The organism is Streptomyces sp. O3 (assembly GCF_054788135.1).
On the sequence record NZ_JBTVYK010000013.1, the window covers coordinates 1 to 19,239 of the forward strand.

15 protein-coding genes and 1 pseudogene are annotated in these 19,239 nt (G+C 72.6%); 7 read left to right on the forward strand and 9 right to left on the reverse strand.

What is annotated here, in order from left to right; translation table 11 throughout:
• Positions 1 to 144: 144 nt before the first annotated feature.
• Positions 145 to 1,641 carry an aldehyde dehydrogenase family protein gene (locus ACX6XY_RS08875; RefSeq protein WP_460328137.1) on the reverse strand — a complete coding sequence of 499 codons (1,497 nt, stop codon included), beginning with the start codon at positions 1,639 to 1,641 and terminating at the stop codon, positions 145 to 147.
• 87 nt (positions 1,642 to 1,728) lie between these two features.
• On the opposite strand from ACX6XY_RS08875, the gene betA reads away from it, so the two are divergent.
• A complete protein-coding gene (gene betA / locus ACX6XY_RS08880) occupies positions 1,729 to 3,387 on the forward strand; it encodes a choline dehydrogenase (RefSeq protein WP_460328052.1) in 1,659 nt (552 codons plus the stop codon).
• 3 nt (positions 3,388 to 3,390) lie between these two features.
• Positions 3,391 to 5,532: a choline BCCT transporter BetT gene (gene betT / locus ACX6XY_RS08885; RefSeq protein WP_460328053.1), complete on the forward strand. Its 2,142-nt coding sequence runs from the start codon at positions 3,391 to 3,393 to the stop codon at positions 5,530 to 5,532.
• Between the two features lie 27 nt (positions 5,533 to 5,559).
• Here the strand turns inward: betT and ACX6XY_RS08890 are convergent, their stop codons facing one another.
• Together ACX6XY_RS08890 and ACX6XY_RS08895 are read right to left on the reverse strand one after the other, a co-directional pair.
• Positions 5,560 to 6,405, reverse strand: coding sequence for an alpha/beta fold hydrolase (locus ACX6XY_RS08890; protein ID WP_460328054.1), 846 nt, complete (start codon positions 6,403 to 6,405; stop codon positions 5,560 to 5,562).
• 13 nt (positions 6,406 to 6,418) lie between these two features.
• Positions 6,419 to 7,054: a GNAT family N-acetyltransferase gene (locus ACX6XY_RS08895; RefSeq protein ID WP_460328055.1), complete on the reverse strand. Its 636-nt coding sequence runs from the start codon at positions 7,052 to 7,054 to the stop codon at positions 6,419 to 6,421.
• Between the two features lie 167 nt (positions 7,055 to 7,221).
• On the opposite strand from ACX6XY_RS08895, the gene argC reads away from it, so the two are divergent.
• The 4 genes and pseudogenes from argC (at position 7,222) to ACX6XY_RS08915 (ending at position 11,498) form a co-directional block, all read left to right on the forward strand.
• A complete protein-coding gene (argC, locus tag ACX6XY_RS08900) occupies positions 7,222 to 8,250 on the forward strand; it encodes an N-acetyl-gamma-glutamyl-phosphate reductase (protein WP_460328056.1) in 1,029 nt (342 codons plus the stop codon).
• Complete coding sequence (gene argJ / locus ACX6XY_RS08905; protein ID WP_460328058.1) at positions 8,247 to 9,398, forward strand: bifunctional glutamate N-acetyltransferase/amino-acid acetyltransferase ArgJ; 1,152 nt, start codon at positions 8,247 to 8,249, stop codon at positions 9,396 to 9,398. The genes argC and argJ overlap by 4 nt, the downstream gene beginning before the upstream one ends.
• Positions 9,395 to 10,300, forward strand: a complete 906-nt coding sequence (argB, locus tag ACX6XY_RS08910) for an acetylglutamate kinase (RefSeq protein WP_460328059.1) — start codon at positions 9,395 to 9,397, stop codon at positions 10,298 to 10,300. Before argJ ends, argB begins: the two co-directional genes overlap by 4 nt.
• A pseudogene (locus ACX6XY_RS08915) lies at positions 10,297 to 11,498 on the forward strand (acetylornithine transaminase). The gene argB and the pseudogene ACX6XY_RS08915 overlap by 4 nt, the downstream one beginning before the upstream one ends.
• 120 nt (positions 11,499 to 11,618) lie before the next feature.
• Here ACX6XY_RS08915 and ACX6XY_RS08920 read toward each other — a convergent pair.
• From ACX6XY_RS08920 to ACX6XY_RS08945, 6 genes are all read right to left on the reverse strand, one after another.
• Positions 11,619 to 12,155 (reverse strand): GNAT family N-acetyltransferase, encoded by a 537-nt coding sequence (locus ACX6XY_RS08920; RefSeq protein WP_460328060.1) that lies wholly within the window; start codon positions 12,153 to 12,155, stop codon positions 11,619 to 11,621.
• A gap of 123 nt (positions 12,156 to 12,278) precedes the next feature.
• Positions 12,279 to 12,530: a hypothetical protein gene (locus ACX6XY_RS08925; protein ID WP_460328061.1), complete on the reverse strand. Its 252-nt coding sequence runs from the start codon at positions 12,528 to 12,530 to the stop codon at positions 12,279 to 12,281.
• The gene (locus tag ACX6XY_RS08930) at positions 12,527 to 14,176 is read right to left on the reverse strand and encodes an amidohydrolase (protein WP_460328063.1); all 1,650 of its coding nucleotides are present in this window, start codon (positions 14,174 to 14,176) and stop codon (positions 12,527 to 12,529) included. The genes ACX6XY_RS08925 and ACX6XY_RS08930 overlap by 4 nt, the downstream gene beginning before the upstream one ends.
• A 14-nt stretch (positions 14,177 to 14,190) precedes the next feature.
• Positions 14,191 to 15,123 (reverse strand): ABC transporter ATP-binding protein, encoded by a 933-nt coding sequence (locus tag ACX6XY_RS08935; protein WP_460328064.1) that lies wholly within the window; start codon positions 15,121 to 15,123, stop codon positions 14,191 to 14,193.
• Positions 15,120 to 16,238, reverse strand: coding sequence for a FecCD family ABC transporter permease (locus tag ACX6XY_RS08940; protein ID WP_460328139.1), 1,119 nt, complete (start codon positions 16,236 to 16,238; stop codon positions 15,120 to 15,122). Before ACX6XY_RS08940 ends, ACX6XY_RS08935 begins: the two co-directional genes overlap by 4 nt.
• Positions 16,239 to 16,243: 5 nt before the next feature.
• A complete protein-coding gene (locus tag ACX6XY_RS08945; RefSeq protein ID WP_460328065.1) occupies positions 16,244 to 17,314 on the reverse strand; it encodes a FecCD family ABC transporter permease in 1,071 nt (356 codons plus the stop codon).
• A gap of 176 nt (positions 17,315 to 17,490) precedes the next feature.
• On the opposite strand from ACX6XY_RS08945, the gene ACX6XY_RS08950 reads away from it, so the two are divergent.
• Positions 17,491 to 19,221 (forward strand): ABC transporter ATP-binding protein, encoded by a 1,731-nt coding sequence (locus tag ACX6XY_RS08950; protein WP_460328067.1) that lies wholly within the window; start codon positions 17,491 to 17,493, stop codon positions 19,219 to 19,221.
• Positions 19,222 to 19,239 lie beyond the last annotated feature (18 nt).

Here is a 19,239-nt window from a genome sequence, read left to right on the forward strand (position 1 = left end):
GGGGGGCGGGGGGGGGGCCCCCCCCCCCCGCGGGGCGCCCCGGGGGGGGGGGGGGGGGGGGGGGGGCGGGGGGGGGGGCCCCCCCGCCCCCCACCGCCCTCACACCGTCCGCGCACCGCCCGCGACCGCCCGTTTCGCGCTGGGTCAGCGCGCGAACCAGTGCTGGGGCTCCGGAGCGGTGTTCTCGTAGATGTGCTTGGCCTCGCGGTACTCGGCGAGGCCCTCGCGGCCCAGCTCGCGGCCGATGCCGGAGCGCTTGAACCCGCCCCACTCCGCCTGCGGCAGATACGGGCCGAAGTCGTTGATCCACACCGTGCCGTGCCGCAGCCGCCGCGCGACGCGCTCGGCCCTGGCGGTGTCGGCGGTCCACACGGCCCCGGCCAGCCCGTAGTCGGTGTCATTGCCCAGTTCGACCGCGCGGTCCTCGTCGGTGAAGCGCTCCACGGTCAGGATCGGGCCGAAGGTCTCCTCCTGCACGATGCGCATGTCGCGGGTGCAGTCGTCGAAGACCGTCGGCCGGTAGAAGAACCCGTCGCGCAGCTCCGGTTCGTCCGGACGCCTGCCGCCCGCGACCAGCTTCGCGCCCTCCTCGACGGCGAGCCGCACATAGGCCTCGACCTTGTCGCGGTGCTCGGCGGAGACCAGCGGGCCGCTCTCGGTGTGCTCGTCGAGGCCGTTGCCGAGCCGGATGCGCTCGGTGCGCTCGACCAGTCCGGCGACGAAGCGGTCGTGCAGGGAGTCCTCCACGATGAGCCGGGTGCCGGACGAGCACACCTGTCCGGCGTGGAAGAACACGGCGGTCAGGGCGTAGTCGAGCGCGGTCTCCAGGTCGGCGTCGGCGAAGACGATGTTGGGGTTCTTGCCGCCGAGTTCCAGGGCGACGTTCTTGACGGTGTCGGCCGCCGTACGCATGATCATCTGGCCGGTGGCCAGGCCGCCGGTGAAGGACACCAGATCGACGTCGGGGCTCTCCACCAGCGGCGCGCCGACGGCCGGGCCCGCGCCGAGCACCAGGTTGAGCACGCCGGGCGGCGCACCGGCCTCCTCGATCAGCTCGACCATCTTGACAGTGCTCAGCGGGGTGATCTCGCTGGGCTTGAGCACCATGGTGTTCCCGGCGGCCAGCGCGGGCGCGACCTTCCACGACGCCTGGAGCAGCGGATAGTTCCAGGGTGCGATCAGCGCGCACACGCCGACCGGTTCGTGGACGACGCGGCTGCGGATCCGCGGGTCGCCCGCGTCCACCAGCCGCCCGGAGTCGGCCTCGGCCTCGCTCGCGTAGTAGCGGAACACCGCGGTCACGTCGTCGACGTCGATACCGCTCTCGACGAGGGTCTTGCCGGTGTCCAGTGTCTCCAGGCGGGCGATCTCCGCCCGGTCGCGCTGGAGGAACTCGGCCGTGCGGCTCAGCAGCTCGGCGCGCTGCCGCGGCGTCGACGCGGGCCACTCACCGTGGTCGAACGCGGTCCTCGCCGCGGCCACGGCGGCCAGCGCGTCCGCCCGGTCGCCCTCGTCCACCGTCTGGACCACGGACTGGTCGTAGGGGTTCAGGATCTCTCGGGTGGCGCCGCCGGACGCGGCCACCCACTTTCCACCGATCAGCAGACTGGACGTGGCGAACCTTCCCCGGTTAAGCCGAATGCAGCTCCACCGTTGTGCGTAGGAATTCCCCGCTGCTTATGTTTAACGCGTGCCACTGGGGGGTGCAATGCGAACCCGAGGAGCAGCATGAGCCAGGCGGAGTACGACTACATCATCGTCGGCGGCGGATCGGCGGGCTGCGCGTTGGCCAATCGGCTCAGCGCGGATCCGGGCAACAAGGTCCTCGTCCTGGAGGCGGGACGGCCCGACTGGAGTCTCGACATCCTCACGCATATGCCCGCCGCGTTGACGATGGTCATCGGCAACCGCTTCTACGACTGGTGCTATGAGTCCGAACCGGAACCGTTCATGGAGGGCAGACGCGTCAGCCACGGCCGGGGCAGGCTGCTCGGCGGGTCGAGTTCCATCAATGGAATGATCTTCCAGCGCGGCAATCCGATGGACCTGGAGCGCTGGGCCTCCGATCCGGGCATGGAGACCTGGGACTACGCGCACTGCCTGCCGTACTTCAAGCGGATGGAGAACTGCACGGCGGGCGGCGACGAGTGGCGCGGACAGGGCGGCCCGCTGTGGCTGGAGCGCGGCCCGGCGAAGAACCCGCTGTTCTCCGCGTTCCTGGCGGCGTCCCAGCAGGCGGGCTACTCGCTGACGTCCGATGTGAACGGCTACCGGCAGGAAGGGTTCGCCCGCTTCGACCGCAACATCCGCAAGGGGCGGCGCTGGTCGGCCGCGCGGGCCTATGTCCACCCGGTGAAGAAGCGGCCGAACCTCACGGTGCAGTGCTTCTCCCAGGTGGACCGGGTGCTGTTCCAGGGCAAACGAGCGGTGGGGGTCGCCTACCGGCGGTGGGGCCGCCAGCGCCGGCAGGTGTACGGCGGCGAGGTGATCCTCAGCGGCGGCGCGATCAACACGCCCCAGCTGCTGCAGCTGTCCGGCATCGGCAACCCCGACGAACTGCGGCCGCTCGGCGTCGAAATGGTGCACGAACTGCGCGGCGTCGGCGAGAATCTCCAGGATCATCTGGAGGTGTATGTGCAGCATGCCTGCAAGCAGCCCATCTCCTATAACCCGGCGCTCAAATGGCACCGTCGGCCCGCGATCGGACTGCAGTGGATGCTTTTCCACACCGGTCCCGCGGCGACCAACCATTTCGAGGCGGGCGGATTCGTGCGGGGCAACGACGTCGTCGAGTACCCCAATCTGATGTTCCATTTCCTGCCCATCGCGGTGCGTTACGACGGCACAGAGGTGGGGGCCGAGCACGGCTATCAGGTGCACATCGGGCCGATGTACTCGGATGTGCGCGGGTCGGTGAAAATCACGTCGCGCGATCCGCGGAAGCACCCGGCGCTGCGGTTCAACTATCTGTCCACGCCCAACGACCGCAAGGAATGGGTGGAGGCGATCCGCGTCGCGCGCGACATCCTCTCCCAGCCCGCCTTCGCCGACTACGACGCGGGCGAGCTGTCGCCAGGGCCCAGCGTCGAGTCGGACGACGAGATCCTGGACTGGGTGGCGCGGGACGCCGAGACCGCCTATCACCCGTCCTGCACGGCTCGCATGGGCGTGGACGACATGTCCGTACTGGACCCGACGTCGATGCGGGTGCACGGGGTGGACGGGCTGCGCGTGGTCGACGCGTCCGCGATGCCGTACCTCACCAACGGGAACATCTACGCGCCGGTGATGATGCTCGCCGAGAAGTCCGCCGACCTCATCCTCGGCAACACTCCTCTGGCGCCGTCCACGGCCGACTTCTACCGGCATCAGACCGAGGAGAGCTAGCCCGTGGCGATCGACCAAGACAACGGCCGGGGGGCACAGCCGCCGGGCCCGGCGGACGAGGACGCGGGCTCGGGCGCGGAGAAGGACAGCAGGCTCAAGCCCGTGGTGTTCTACGGGTCGTCCGTCCTGATCCTCGCCATCTCGATCTGGGCGATCCTCACCCCGGACGGCGCCGAGGACACCATCGGCGTACTGGTGGGGTGGATCTCCGACGGCTTCGGCTGGTACTACTTCCTCGCCGCCACGCTGTATCTGGTGTTCGTGGTGTTCGTGGCCGCGTCCCGGTACGGGAAGATCAAGCTCGGGCCGCAGCACTCGACGCCCGACTACGGGCTGTTCGCCTGGGCGACCATGCTGTTCGCGGCGGGCATCGGCATCGACCTGATGTTCTTCTCCGTCGCCGAGCCGGTCAGCCAGTACCTCGCCCCGCCCGAGGGCGACCCGGAGACCGTCGAGGCGGCGCGGCAGGCGATCGTGTGGACCCTGTTCCACTACGGCATCACCGGCTGGGCGATGTACGCGCTGATGGGCATGGCGCTCGGGTACTTCGCGTTTCGCTACCGGCTTCCGCTGGCGATCCGGTCGGCGCTGTACCCGATCATCGGCAAGCGGGTGCACGGCCGGATGGGCGACGCGGTGGACCTCGCGGCCATCCTCGGCACGGTGTTCGGCATCTCGGTGTCCCTCGGCATCGGCGTGGTGCAGCTGAACTACGGGCTGACGTTCCTCTTCGACGTGCCGCAGGGGACCGCCACGCAGATCGCCCTGATCTCCGTGGCGGTGGTCCTGGCCACGGTGTCCGCGGTGGCCGGTGTGGACCGGGGCATCAGACGGCTGTCCGAGCTGAATGTCGTGCTCGCCATCGTTCTGATGCTCTACATGCTGTTCGTCGACAGCCCGATTCGGCTGCTCAACAGCCTCGTCCTCAACATCGGCGACTATGTGAGCCGGTTCCCGTCGATGGCGCTGAACACCTTCGCCTACGACCAGCCGACCGAGTGGCTGAACGCCTGGACGCTGTTCTTCTGGGCCTGGTGGATCGCGTGGGCGCCGTTCGTCGGGCTGTTCCTGGCGCGGATCTCGCGCGGCCGCACCATCCGGCAGTTCGTGGCGGCGACGCTGATCATCCCGTTCCTGTTCACGCTGATGTTCCTGTCCATCTTCGGCAACAGCGCGCTGGGGCTGGTGCGGTCCGGCAACGCCGAGTTCGGCGAGACCGCGGCGGCCGCGCCCGAGCAGGGCTTCTACGAGCTGCTCGGGCAGTTTCCGGGGGCCACGTTCAGCGCCGGGCTCGCCACGTTCGTCGGGCTGCTGCTCTATGTGACGTCGGCGGACTCCGGCGCCCTGGTGATGAGCAACCTCAGTTCGGACCTGCCGACGCCGCGCACCGACGCCCGGCCGTGGGTGCGGATCTTCTGGGCGGCGGCGACCGGTCTGCTCACTCTCGCCATGCTGCTGGTCGGCGGCGTACAGGCGCTGACCAATGCGACGATCATCATGGGTCTGCCGTTCTCGTTTGTGATGTTCCTGATCATCTGGGGCCTGTACAAGGCGCTGCGCGTGGAACGGATGCGGGAGGACGCGCTGACCACCACGCTGCCCTCGTCGCTGTCCGGGCGGACCGTGCACCGCGGCCAGACCGCCGAGCGGAACTGGCGGCAGCGGCTGGGGCGGGCGATGAGCTTCCCCAGCAAGCGCGCGGCGACCCGGTTCATGGACGAGGTGTGCCGTGCGGCGTTCCAGGACGTGGCGGCGGAGCTGAGCGAGCGGGGCGCCGACGCGTCGGTCGTGGAGGGCGTCGACGACGAGGTCGGCATCCCGCACATGGGGCTGCACATCCCGATGGGCGGCATCGAGGTGTTCTCGTACGAGGTGCGGCCGGTCGAGGTGCCCACCCCGGCGTTCGCCACCCGTGTGGTCACCGCGCACGACACCTATGTGCGCTTCGAGGTGCATCTGTCCGACGGCAGCCAGGGCTACGACGTGATGGGCTACAGCAAGGAGCAGCTCATCGGGGACATCCTCGACCAGTACGAGCGGCACCTGGAGTTCCTGCGGCTGCACGGCGAGGCCACCGCCCGCTCGTCGCTGCCCGACCACCGGCCGGACACGGCCGAGGAGAACCAGCCCGAGCGGGAGCTCTGATCCACGCGGCGGGGGCTGCCAGGGCGACTACGCGCCGGACAGGTACGTCGCGACGGTCGCGGTGAAGAGGCCGGGGTCGTCCAGCCACGGGAAGTGTCCGGCCCTTGGCTGGACGGCGAGTTCGGCGCGGGGGAACATCCCGGCCAGCTCGGCCACCGCGGAGGGCGGGGAGTTCACGTCGAACTCCCCGGCGAGCAGGAGCACCGGCCGTCCGAACGAGGCGAGCGCCGCACGGGTGGCGTCCGGGTCGAAGGCGCCTTCGGCGGCGAAGGCCACCGCGGCGTCGTGGTCGCGCTGCTCGTCCGCGGCGGCCCGGTGCGCGCGGGCGGCCGCGTCCCAGCGGCCGTACCAGAACGGGGCGACGGCCCGGAAGTTCTCCTTGGTCGGCTGGCCGCCGACGCGTGCCGCCAGGGCCGCGAACGCCGCCGGGAACCACGGCTCGTCGCGGCGCAGCCCGGCCGTCCGCAGCCGGATGTCCGCGTCGACCGTGATGCCGACGCCCGCCGCGCTCGGCGTGATCAGCGCGAGCTTGCCGACGCGGGCCGGGTGGCGCTCCACATAGCGCGCGGCCAGGTTCGTCCCCGCCGAGTGCGCGAGCAGGTCCATCCGGTCGAGTTCCAGGTGCTCGCGCAGGGCCTCCACGTCGTCGACGAGCCGGTCGCAGCGGTACGTGGCCGGGTCGTCCGGTGTCGCCGACCGGCCGCTCCCCCGCAGGTCGAGCCGGATCAGCCGCCGGTGCGCGCCGAGTCCGCCGAGTTCGCCCAGGTAGCCGGAGTCCTGTAGCGGCCCGCCGGGCAGGCACACCAGCGGCGGGCCGTCTCCTGACAGGCGGCAGGCGAGCAGGGTTCCGTCGTACGCGGTGAACGTGGGCATGCCGGAGACCTTGTCAGCCGGTGTGCGGGCGGGCAACCGCTGGCTGCGGCGGGCCGCTTTGCTCACGGGACGTGCGCCACTCGCGCGCGAGGAGTCCGTAGACGACGTCGTCTTCGCGTGTTCCGCCGGGGAAGATCACCGCCTCGCGGAGCAGGCCCTCCTCCGTGAATCCCAGGCGGCGGGCCACTCCGCGGCTGCGCGCGTTGCCGGGGCCGGTCCGCAGTTCGACACGGTCTATGCCGAGGGGGCCGAACGCCTGGTCCAGGACCGCCGTAGCGGCTCTGAAGACCAGCCCCCGGCCTTCGTACGCCGCGTCGATCCAATAGCCGAGCTCGGCGGTCCGCATGTCCGGGTCGCAGGTCAGGGTGACCGCCCCGACGAGCCGCCAGTCCTGGCCCGCCCGTACCGCGATGTCGAGAGGCAGCTGGGTCCCTTCGAGCCATGCGCGGCCCTGGCGTTCCAGGCGTGCGCGGGTCTCGTCGAGCGTGGTCGGCTTGTCGGCGTCGAAGTCCGGGTCCCCCTGTGCGAGGCGCTTGTAGTTGGCCATCAGCAGGGCCTGGTGGGCCTCCGCGATGGCGACCGTGCGCGGGATCAGCGCCGCGTCGTCGCCGAGCGGGCAAAGGAACATGGCGGGGGTGACCGTCGGCACGTGTTCTCCCAGGCTGATGGCGGTGAGGCACCAGCCTGGGAGAACACGTGCCGACGGTCAACTGGATATCGCCGGAGCGCGGCTCTCTCCCGCGCTTCCTCCCACCACCAGCACCCGACCCATTAGGTTAGGCTAAGCTAACCATCGAGCCGGGAGAGACGAAGAACATGTCGGTACGAGTCGCGGTGGCCGGAGCGAGCGGCTACGCCGGAGGGGAGATCCTGCGCCTGCTGCTGTCGCACCCCGGTGTCGAGATCGGGGCGCTGACCGCGCACAGCAGCGCGGGCCGCACCCTCGCGGACGTACAACCGCACCTGGCCGCGCTCGCGGACCGGGTACTCCTGGAGACCTCGGCCGAAGCACTCGGCGGGCATGACGCGGTGTTCCTGGCCCTGCCGCACGGCCAGTCGGCGGCGCTCGCACGGCAGTTGGGCGGCGAGACGCTGATCGTGGACTGCGGCGCGGACTTCCGGCTGCGCGACGCGGCCGACTGGGAGCGGTTCTACGGGTCGCCGCACGCCGGGACCTGGCCGTACGGGCTGCCCGAACTGCCCGGAGCACGCGAGGAGTTGAAGGGCGCTGACCGGGTGGCGGTGCCCGGCTGCTATCCGACCGCGGTGACCCTCGCGCTGTATCCGGCCTACGCCGCGGCCCTGGTGGAGCCAGAGGCGGTGATCGTCGCAGCGAGCGGCGCGTCGGGGGCGGGCCGCACCGCCAGCACCCGGCTGCTCGGCGCCGAGGTGATGGGCGCGATGAGCCCGTACGGCGTCGGCGGCGGCCACCGGCACACACCGGAGCTGACCCAGAACCTGTCACGCGTGGCGGGTGAGCGAGTGGCCGTGTCGTTCACGCCGACCCTGGCCCCGATGGCCCGCGGCATCCTCGCCACCTGCTCGGCCCGGCTGCGCCCCGGCGTCGACGCCCAGGCGGTGCGGGCGGCGTACGAGACCGCCTACGCCGACGAGCCGTTCGTCCGGCTGCTGCCCGCCGGGCAGCAGCCGTCGACCGCCGCCGTACTCGGCTCCAACAGCGCCCGGATCCAGGTGGCCGTGGACGAGCAGACCCGTCGGCTGATCGCGGTCAGCGCGATCGACAACCTGACGAAGGGCACCGCGGGCGGCGCGGTGCAGAGCATGAACGTCGCACTCGGCCTGCCGGAGGGGCTTGGCCTGCCCATGAATGGAGTGGCTCCGTGACCGTGACCGCTGCCCAGGGATTCCTCGCGAGCGGCGTGGCCGCCGGGATCAAGGAATCCGGCGACCTGGATCTGGCCCTGGTGGTGAACCGCGGCCCGTCCCGAGCGGCCGCCGGGGTGTTCACCGCCAACCGGGTGCAGGCCGCACCGGTCCGCTGGTCCCGGCGCGCGCTGGCCGACGGCCTGCTGTCCGGGGTGGTCCTCAACTCCGGTGGCGCCAACGCGTGCACCGGCCCCCAGGGCGCCGACGACGCCCGCGCGACGGCCGAGCACACCGCTCGGGCGCTCGGGGTGAGCGCGCAGGAGGTCGCGGTGTGCTCCACCGGGCTGATCGGCGTCCCGCTGCCGATGGACCGGGTCACGGCCGGAGTCGACGCCGCGGCCGGGCGGCTCTCGGATGAGGGCGGCGGTGACGCGGCCGTCGCGATCAAGACGACGGACTCCACGCACAAGACGGCGGTGCACGCGGGCCCCGGCTGGACCGTGGGCGGCATGGCGAAGGGCGCGGGCATGCTCGCCCCCTCGCTCGCCACCATGCTGGTCGTGCTGACCACCGACGCGGCCGTCGACGCCCTGGGCTTGAACCAGGCGCTGCGGGACGGGGTGCGCAGCACCTTCGACCGGGTGGACTCGGACGGCTGTATGTCCACCAATGACACCGTGCTGCTGCTCGCCTCCGGCGCCTCGGGGGTCACGCCGGACCCGGACGCCTTCGCCGAGGCCGTGCACGCCGTATGCCTGGATCTGGCGCGGCAGTTGGTCGCGGACGCGGAGGGCGCGTCGAAGGAGATCGGCGTCGAGGTGGTCGGCGCGGCGTCGGAGGAGGACGCCGTGACGGTGGCCAGGTCCGTGGCCCGCAGCAACCTGGTCAAGTGCGCGTTGCACGGCGAGGACCCGAACTGGGGCCGGGTGCTGTCCGAGATCGGCACGACGTCCGCCGCTTTCGACCCGGACCGCCTGGATGTGGCCGTCAACGGGGTCTGGGTGTGCCGGGACAGCGCGGCGGCCGAGCCCCGCGACGCGGTCGACCTGTCGCGGCGGCGGATCACGGTCACGGTCGATCTGCGGTCCGGGGGCGCGTCCGCGATGATCTGGACCAACGACCTCAGCGCCGAGTACGTCCACGAGAACAGCGCGTACAGCTCATGAGCGAGGGCGCGGCACAGGTGGCCGAGGACGGGCGGGACAGCGCGGCGGCCGAGCCCCGCGACGCCCTGCGGGAGTTCCGCGGCCGTACGGTCGTCATCAAGTTCGGCGGCAACGCCATGGTGGACGAGGACCTGAAACGGGCCTTCGCACGAGATGTGGTGACCCTGCGTCAGGCGGGCGTGCGCCCGGTCGTGGTGCACGGCGGCGGGCCGCAGATCAGCGCGCTGCTGTCCCGGCTCGACCTGGAGGTCCGCTTCGAGGCGGGGCTGCGGGTCACCACGCCGGAGGTCATGGAGGTGGTCCGGATGGTGCTGACCGGCCAGGTCCAGCGGCAGCTGGTGGGGCTCGTCAACAGCCACGGGCCGTACGCGGTGGGCATGTCCGGCGAGGACGCGCACACCATGACGGCCGTGCGCCGCGGAGCCTGGGTGGACGGCGAGCCGGTGGACATCGGCCTGGTCGGCGAGGTCGTGGAGGTGGATCCGAGCGCGATACGCGACCTGCTGGAGCAGGGCCGTGTCCCGGTGGTCTCGCCCGTGGCGCGCGGCGCCGACGGGCAGGTCTACAACGTCAACGCCGATCTCGCGGCCTCCGCCGTCGCGGCGGCCGTCGGCGCCGCGAAGCTGGTGGTGCTCACCGACGTGGCGGGGCTGTACGCGAACTGGCCGCACAGCACCGAGGTCGTCGACCGGCTGACCGCGACCGAACTGGAGAAGCTGCTGCCGGAGTTGGCGGGCGGGATGCTGCCCAAGATGGAGGGCTGTCTGCGGGCCGCCCAGGCGGGGGTGCCCATGGCGCACGTCCTGGACGGCCGGGTGCCGCACGCGCTGCTGCACGGGGTGTTCACCGGCGACGGCCGCACGGGCACCACGGTGGTCCCGGACGAGGAGGGCGACATATGAGCACCGACACCGGCGTCGGCGCCGGCGCGGCGAACCGCCCGTCCCTCAGGGACCGTTGGCGGTCCGCCCTGATGGACACGTACGGCACTCCCCCGCTGGCGCTGGTCCGGGGCGAGGGCAGCACGGTGTGGGACGAGTCCGGGCGCGCCTATCTCGACTTCACCGGCGGGATCGCGGTGAACACACTCGGGCACGCGCACCCCGCCGTGGTGTCGGCGGTCAGCGCGCAGGTCGCCCGGCTCGGCCATGTCTCCAACCTGTACGCGGCCGAGCCGCCGGTCGCGCTGGCCGAACGGCTGCTGGGCCTGCTGGGGCGTCAGGGGCGGGTGTTCTTCGCCAACTCCGGTACGGAGGCGGTCGAGGCGGCCTTCAAGCTCGCTCGGCGGACGGGGCGGACCCGGCTGGTCGCGACCCGAGGCGGCTTCCACGGCCGCACCCTGGGCGCGCTCGCGCTGACCGGCCAGCCCGCGAAGCGCGAGCCGTTCCTGCCGCTGCCTGGCGAGGTGTCCCATGTGCCGTTCGGTGACGTGGCGGCGCTGCGGGCGGCGGTCACCGAGGAGACGGCCGCGGTCTTCGTGGAGCCGGTCCAGGGCGAGGCCGGGGTGCTGCCCGCCCCCGACGGCTATCTGCGGGCGGCCCGCGAGATCACTCGGGCGACCGGCACGCTGCTGGTGCTCGACGAGGTACAGACCGGGATCGGCCGCACCGGCCACTGTTCGCCCACCAGGCGGTACGGGGCGCGGACCCGGATGTGGTGACGCTGGCCAAGGGGCTCGGCGGCGGGCTGCCGATCGGCGCGACGGTGGCGTTCGGCGCGACCGCCGACCTGCTGGCTCCGGGGCAGCACGGCTCGACGTTCGGCGGGAATCCGGTGTCCTGCGCGGCCGGGCTCGCCGTACTGGAGACCATCGAGGCCGAGGGCCTGCTGGCCCATGTGGCGCGGGTGGGCGAGCGGCTGCGCGGCGGCGTCGAGGAGCTGAAGCACGCTCGGGTGGGCCAGGTGCGGGGCGCGGGGCTGCTGCTGGGCGTCGTCCTCACTGAGCCGGTCGCCCCGCTCGTCCAACGGGCGGCGCAGGACGCCGGGTTCCTCGTGAACGCGGTCGGGCCGACGACGGTGCGGCTGGCTCCGGCGCTGACCGTCAGCGCGGAGCAGGTGGACGAGCTGGTCGCGGCGCTGCCGGGCGTCCTCGCCGTCTGACCGCCGTCTGACCGCCGAGTACACGGCTTCCCGGCTTCCCGGCTGGCCGACTCGCCGACAGGGGCCGGTCCGCGCGTCTTATAGACGCTCACGGACCGGCCCCTGTCGGCTGTCAGGCTGTCAGAGGACGCGGGCGAGTACGCGCGAACCGCGTCGCGGGTCCAGCGAGTCGGCCCAGGCGGTCGGCGCGAAGCCCGCGTCGGCGGGCGCGAAGCCGTAGCGGAGGAAGAGGGCGCCGTCGCCGGTGGTGGCCGTGAACAGGGCGTCCAGCGACTGGGCGGCGGCCTGGGCGAGCGCGGCGCGCAGCAGGTGGGCGCCCACGCCGCGGCCCTGACTGCGGGGCGCGACACAGAAGTTGTACAGGACGCCGGTCGCGCCGCGGCCGCGGGCGGGTTCGGCCGGATGCACCCGCAGCCCCAGGCAGCCCGCCAGGGTGCCGTCGCCGTCGTCCACGACCAGGAAGTCCCCGGCGTCCGCCACATAGCGGGCGAAGGGCCGTCGGCGCAGCGCTCCCGAGCGCGCGAACGGCCCGGAGAGCGCCGCCAGGGCTGCCGCGTCCGCGCGGCGCGCGGACCGTACCGGCGGCGGGAGCGGGCGCGGGACGGGACGGGTGGTGCGGGACGGCGAAGCAGCGGGGCGCGGGGCGGCCGTGATCAAGGATTTCCCTTCCGTCGGTCCCGCGCGCACGGAGCGCGGCTCGGCCACCGCGACGCCCAGGAACACCAGATGACCTAAGGTTAGCCTTACCTAAGTCAGCTGCCAAACCAGGTGTCCCACGCGTCACAGAAGGGCAGGGCGGCTCCGTCCGCAGGGGCGTCCCGGATACGCGTCGGTCTCCGGCACCCCCGCCGCGCGCATCCGGCGTACGACGTCGCCCAGGGCCGGTTCGTCGATGCTCTCGGGGCAGTTGATCTCCTGGTCGAAGACCAGGGTCCCCTCCGGGGCGTCCCACAGGACCCACCGATGCCGGGCCGCCCCTGGGGACTGCCACAGATGTGCGTAGCCCTCGATGCCGTCGGTTCGCGTGATCATGGTGTGGCGGTCCCTTCCGGTTCCCGGTCTGCTTCTTGGACTGATGCGGGCTCTGACGCGTGGTCTGACACGCGGTCTGACGTGCGGTCCGGCTCCCGGCCGTCGACGTAGGTCGCGACCACCTCGATCGCGCCGATCCGCGAGGGGCTGACGCGCCGCGGGTCGTCCCCCAGCACCACCAGGTCGGCGCGCTTGCCCGGCGTGAGGCTGCCCGCGCTGTCGTCCCAGTGGCAGGCGTGCGCGCCACCGACGGTGTAGGCGCGCAGCGCCTCGTCGACCGTGATCGCCTCATCGGGGCCGATCAACCGGCCCGACTCACTGGCCCGTTCGACCATGAACTGGATGGCGCGCAGCGGCGCTCCGTCGGTGACCGGGCGGTCGGAGCTGCCCACGAGTTCGATGCCGTGCTCCAGGAACCCCCGGCCCCGGTACAGCCAGGGGGCCCGCTCGTCGCCCATGATCGACGCGTAGTCGTCGCCGAAGTAGCGCAGGAAGTTCGGCTGGACCACGGCGATCGCGCCGACGCGCGCGAAGCGGGCCAGCTGGTCGGGGCGGATCAGCCCGGCGTGCTCGATACGGTGCCGGGCCTCGGGGCGCGGCTTGAGACTCTGGGCTCGTTCCAGCGCGTCCAGCGCGAGGTCGGCGGCACGGTCGCCGATGGCGTGCACGGCGAGCTGCCACCCGGCGAGATGGCCGTCGACGATGGTGTCCGCGAGGCGCTCCGGGTCGTCCTGGAGCTGCCCGGTGTGCTCCAGACCGTGGTATGGGGCGCTCAGCGCGGCCGTACGGGCCATCATGCCGCCGTCGGTGTAGATCTTCAGGGCGCCGACCGAGAGCCAGTCGTCGCCGAAGCCGGTGCGCAGGCCGAGGTCGAGGGCGCGCGGAATGCCGTCGTCCGCGTGCGCTCCGGACGGGTGCAGGGTGTCGGCGGCCACCATGAGCTGGACCCGCAGCGGCAGTCGGCCCTGCTCGCGCACCCGCTGGTAGGCGGCGAGTTCGACCGGGCTGTGGCCGAACAGCGCGCCGCCGATGCCCGCTTCGGCGACCGCGGTCACGCCCTCGGCCCGGCAGATCCGGGTCGCGTGCGCGATCGCGTCGCCCAACTCGTCCAGGGAGTACGGCAGCCGCAGTCGGCGCGCGGCGCCCATGGCGCCCTCGGCGAGATAGCCGTCCTGGTGCGGCACGTCGCCGGGCAGCAGCTCCAGGACGGCGCTGTTGACCACACAGGCGTGGCCGGAGTCGTGCAGCAGGAACACCTTGCGCCCGTCGCTGACCTTGTCGAGCTCGGCCGCGGTCAGATGCCGCCCGAGGCTCCGCTGGTCGTAGCCGGACAGCGACACCCAGGAGCCGGGCGGCCTGCGCGCGACGGCCTCGGCCACCACGCCCAGGACGTCCTCGACCCGGCGGCACGGGGCGACGCTGGGGACGCTCGCCCGCAGCCCCGTCCAGGCCAGGTGCACATGGCTGTCGATGAATCCGGGCAGCACGACGGCCCCCTGGAGGTCCACGACCCGGCGCGCGGGCAGCGCGCTCACGGCGTCGTCCAGGCCCACGATCCGGCCGCGCCAGATCCCCAGCTCGTGGGCGACGGGGTGGGCCGGGTCCATGGTGTGGAACCGCGCGTTCGTCAGCTTCGTACAGAGCACGGGGCTTCGGCCTCCTACTCGGTCACCGCCGCGGCCACGCCCTGCGCCGCGGCCGGGCGTTTGCGGGCGGCGGGCACGACCAGCGGCGTCCCGGTCTCCGGGTCGTCGATGATCCGGCACGGCAGGCCGAACACGTCCTCGACCAGCTCGGCGGTCATCACCTTCGCCGGGTCGCCTTCGGCGGCGATGACGCCGCCGGGGCGCATCACCACCAGGTGGGTGGCGTAGCGGCAGGCCTGGTTGAGGTCGTGGAGCACCGCGACGATCGTGTGCCCCCGCTGCTCGTGCAGGTCGGCGCAGAGGTCCAGGACCTCGATCTGGTGGGCGATGTCAAGGAAGGTGGTCGGTTCGTCCAGGAGCAGGATGGAGGTCTGCTGCGCCAGCACCATGGCCAGCCACACGCGTTGCCGCTGACCGCCGGAGAGGTCGTCGACGGGCCGGTCGGCGAGGTCGAGCACCCCGGTCTGCCGCATCGACTCGGTCACCGCGGCCTCGTCCTCGACGGACCACTGCCGCAGCAGCCGCTGGTGCGGGTAGCGGCCGCGGGCCACCAGGTCCCCCACGGTGATCCCGGCCGGGGCGGTGGACGTCTGCGGCAGCAGGCCGAGCCTGCGGGCGACCTCGCGCGGCCGGTACGAGGAGATCGGGGCGCCGTCCAGATGCACCTCGCCCGCCCTGGGTCTGATCATCCGGGCCAGCGCCTTGAGCAGGGTGGACTTGCCGCAGGCGTTCGGGCCGAGTATCACGGTGAACGAACCGTCGGGGACGGTGACCGAGAGGTCACGCGCCACGGTCCGCTGGTCGTAGGACAGCGTGAGGTTCTCGGCCCACAGCCGAGTGCCCGCGGGGGCGGGCGGCGGCGTGGGGGGCGTGTCCTCCACAGGACGCGTGTCCTCCACGGGACGCGGCTCGTCCATGGGACGTGGCTCGTTCACGGTCTCGGTCATGTGCGGCTCTTTCGCGACTCGGTGACCAGCAGCCAGATGAGGTAGAGACCGCCGATGCAGCCGGTCGCCACGCCCACCGGCAGGATGGCGGTGGTGAACACCCGCTGTATGGCGAGATCGCTCGCGGCCAGCAGGACGGCGCCCATCAGGGCCGCCGGGACCAGCGCGGGCCCGGACGACCGGGTCAGGCGGCGGGCCAGTTGCGGGGCGGCCAGCGCGACGAACCAGATCGGGCCGGTCGCGGCCGTGGCGAGCGCGGCCAGCGCCACGCTGACCAGGAGCAGGACCAGTCGGCTGCGCTCCACATCGACGCCGAGCGCCTTCGCGGTGTCGCCGCCCATCTCCAGCATCGCCAGCCTGCGGGCATAGGCGAAGGCGAGCGGGAGGAGGATCGCGACGGCGATGCCCACGCCGGTCGCCTGGGTCCAGCCCCGGCTGTTCAGGCTGCCGATCAGCCAGGTCTGCGCCTCCAGCGCCTCCTGGAGGCTGGCTCGGGTGATCAGGTACTGGTTGACGGCGAGCAGCAGGGCGCTCACCCCGATCCCGACCACGACGAGCCGGAATCCGTGCAGCCCTCTGGTGAACACCAGCAGGTAGACGGCGAGCGCGGTGGCGAGACCGCCGACCAGCGCGCCCAGCGCGATCTGGAGCATGCTGCCGTGCAGCATGATGATGACCAGCAGGGCTCCGGTCGCCGCGCCGTTGGTGAAGCCGATGATGTCCGGGCTGCCGAGCGCGTTGCCGGTGAGGCTCTGCAGGATGCCGCCGCTGACCGCCAGGGCCGCGCCGACGAAGAGCGCGGTCAGCAGCCGGGGCAGGCGCACGGTGTTGACGATGAAGTCGGCGGCGCCCGACCCGTTCCCGGCCAGCGCCTGGAGGACCTCGCCGACGGACAGGTCGAAGTCACCGGTGGTCAGGGTGACCGCGACGACCACGAGGAACGTCAGCAGCAGGGCCGTCGCCACGGCGACCGCGCGCCCCTTGACGCGCAGCGAGAGCCGCCCGCTCCGGGTGCGTACGACCAGGCCGCCGACCGCGCGCCGCGGGGCGGTGCGCGCGGCGGCCCGGTCGGCGGCCGTCTTCGGGGCGACGGTCTTCGGGGGGTCGGTCTTCAGGGCGCTCACAGCATGACCAGCTTTCGGCGACGGCACAGCGCGATGAACAGGGGGGCGCCCAGGAACGCGGTGACGATGCCCACCTGGACCTCGCCGGGGCGGCCGATCACCCGGCCCAGGACGTCCGAGCCGAGGAGCAGGATCGGGGCGAGCAGCGTCGAGTACGCGAGCACCCAGCGCTGGTCGGGTCCGACCACGAACCGGGCCACATGCGGCACCGCGAGGCCGACGAAGCCGATCGGCCCGGCCGCGGCGGTGGCCGCGCCGCACAGCAGCATCACGGCGACCGCGCCGAGCCCCCTGGTCTGGCCGACGCGGACGCCGAGCGCCCGTCCGGCCTGGTCCCCGAGCGCCAGCGCGTTCAGCGGCCTGGCCAGCGCCAGGGCGATCGCCAGGCCCACGACGACGAACGGCAGGATCACGTACACCACGTCGATGTTCCGGCCGCCGAGCGTGCCCACCGTCCAGAACCGGAAGGCGTCGAAGGCCTCGGGGTCGAGCAGCAGCACGGCCGAGTTGAAGGCGTAGAGCACCGCGGTGAGCGCCGCTCCCGCGACGATCAGCCGTTCCGGTGTGGCCGGGCCGCGCCCGGCCGAGCTGAGCAGATAGACGGCCGCCGACGCGAGCGCGGCGCCCAGGAAGGCGAACCACACATAGCCGAGCACCGACCCCACGCCCAGGAACCCGATGGCCACCACCACGCCGGTCGAGGCGCCGAGGTTCACACCGAGCAGGCCCGGATCGGCGAGCGGGTTGCGGGTCAGCGCCTGCATCAACGCGCCCGCGACTCCCAGCGCCACGCCCACCAGCAGGCCGAGCAGGGTACGGGGGATGCGGTAGTCGTGGATGACCACGGCGGCCTTGGAGCCGTCGTTGTGCCACAGCACGTCCCACGTGGAGGTGAACGGAATCCCGCGAGTCCCGAGCCAGACGCTGAGCAGGGCGATGACGACCAGCGCGGCGACGGCCACGAGCAGCCCCAGGCCGCGCAGCGCCGTCGCGGCGCCCCGGCGCGGCGGCGGGGGCGGTGTGTCGCTCGTATCGTTCTCGGACTGCGCCGACGCGTCGACCGACACCAAGGACTGTCCCCCCACCTCACGGCACGACGCGGCACTGACGCGGCACCCTACGAACGGTTGTACTTAGGGCAGGCTAACCGTATGTATTACACAGGGTCAACAGTCCGAGACTCCAACTAATTAGAGTAGCCTTACCTAACTTATACGATCGATGGTCTTCGCGGAGGTACCGAATGCTCGATGGAGGACCAACGGGGGGCGACGTCCTCCGGCGGGCGATCGGCGGCCAACGCCGCCGCGTCATCGGCGCGTCGCTGCTCGGCATGGCGCACCAGGCGTGCGAGGCGATGGTCCCCGTCGTCATCGGCGTGGTCATCGACAAGGCGGTGGCGACCGGTTCGTCCAGCGCCCTGCTGCGCTGGATCCTGGTGCTCGCCGCCCTCTTCTTCGTCCTGTCGACCTGTTACCGCACGGCCGCCCGGATCAGCGAACGCGCCGGTGAGCAGGGCGCGCACCGGATACGCCTCGACCTCGGCGCGCGTGTGCTCGACCCGCGCGGCGGAGCGGACGCGGGGCGGCTGCCCGGCGTGCTCACCACCATCGCCACGGCGGACGCCAAGCGGGTGGGCGCGGTCCCCGCCACCCTGCCGTTCGGGCTCGCGGCCCTCGCCGGTCTCGCCGTCAGCGCCGTGCTGCTGCTGCGGATCTCGGTGCCGCTCGGGCTGCTCGTCCTGCTCGGCGCCCCGCCGCTGCTGTGGCTCGGGCACCGGATCAGCATGCCGCTGGAGCGGCGCAGCGGCGTCGAACAGGAGCGCGCCGCGCACGCCTCGGGCGTCGCCGCCGACCTGGTCGCCGGGCTGCGGGTGCTCAAGGGGATCGGCGCCGAACCGGCGGCGGTCGACCGGTACCGGCGTACCAGCCAGGACTCGCTGGCCGCGGCGCTGCGGGCGGCCAGCAGCCGGGCCTGGCACGACGGCGCGATCCTCGCGCTGACCGGGATCTTCATCGTGGTCATCGGCCTGGTCGGCGCGCATCTGGCGATGCGCGGCGAGATCAGCGTCGGCGAGCTGGTGGCGGCCGTCGGGCTCGCCCAGTTCCTGCTGGGCCCCTTCCAGCTCCTCACCTTCGTCAACGGCGAGTTCGCGCAGGGCCGTGCGTCGGCCGCGCGGATCGCCGAGGTGCTGGCCGCGCCGCCCGCGGTGACGGCGGGCTCGGCCGCGCTGCCCGCCCCGGTCGCCGGAGGGCTCCGGCTGCGCGGGGTCACGCAGGGCGCGCTGCGCGGCGTCGACCTGGACATCGCGGCCGGGAGCGTGGTCGGCGTCGTCGCCAAGGACCCGGCCGTCGCGGCCGATCTGCTGGTGTGCCTGGGCCGGGAACGCGACCCCGACGAAGGCGCCGTCGAACTGGACGGCACCCCCCTGGCCCAGCTCGACCCCACCGACGTGCGGCGCGCGATCCTGGTCGCCCACCATGACGCGGACCTGTTCGAGAGCAGCCTGATCGACAACGTACGGGCCGGGACGGACGCCGACGCCGACGCGGCCACAGACGGCGCGACGCGGGACGGCGCACCGGTGGACGCCGCGCTCGCCGCGTCGACCGCGGACGACGTCGCCCGCAATCTGCCGGACGGCGTGGACACCCCGCTCACCGAGCGCGGGCGTTCGCTGTCCGGCGGACAGCGGCAGCGGGTCGCGCTGGCCCGCGCGCTCGCCGCCGACCAGCCGGTGCTCGTGGTGCACGACCCGACCACCGCCGTGGACACCGTCACCGAATCCCGGATCGCCGCCCGCCTCAGGGAACTCCGCCGCGACCGCACCACGGTCCTGGTCACCACCAGCCCCGCGCTGCTCGCCGTGACCGACCGGGTGGTGCTGCTCGACGACGGCGCCGTGACCGCGGACGGCCGCCACCCCGACCTCGTCGCCACCGACGCGACCTACCGCTCGGTGGTACTGACATGACCGACGCAGAACAGCCGA

Excerpts from the sequence above, each read along its gene's own strand:
- betA (WP_460328052.1), top strand. The coding sequence starts at position 1,729 with ATGAGCCAGGCGGAGTACGACTACATCATCGTCGGCGGCGGATCGGCG.
- ACX6XY_RS08890 (WP_460328054.1), bottom strand. The coding sequence starts at position 6,405 with ATGCCCACGTTCACCGCGTACGACGGAACCCTGCTCGCCTGCCGCCTG.
- argC (WP_460328056.1), top strand. The coding sequence starts at position 7,222 with ATGTCGGTACGAGTCGCGGTGGCCGGAGCGAGCGGCTACGCCGGAGGG.
- argB (WP_460328059.1), top strand. The coding sequence starts at position 9,395 with ATGAGCGAGGGCGCGGCACAGGTGGCCGAGGACGGGCGGGACAGCGCG.
- ACX6XY_RS08925 (WP_460328061.1), bottom strand. The coding sequence starts at position 12,530 with ATGATCACGCGAACCGACGGCATCGAGGGCTACGCACATCTGTGGCAG.
- ACX6XY_RS08935 (WP_460328064.1), bottom strand. The coding sequence starts at position 15,123 with ATGACCGAGACCGTGAACGAGCCACGTCCCATGGACGAGCCGCGTCCC.
- ACX6XY_RS08950 (WP_460328067.1), top strand. The coding sequence starts at position 17,491 with ATGCTCGATGGAGGACCAACGGGGGGCGACGTCCTCCGGCGGGCGATC.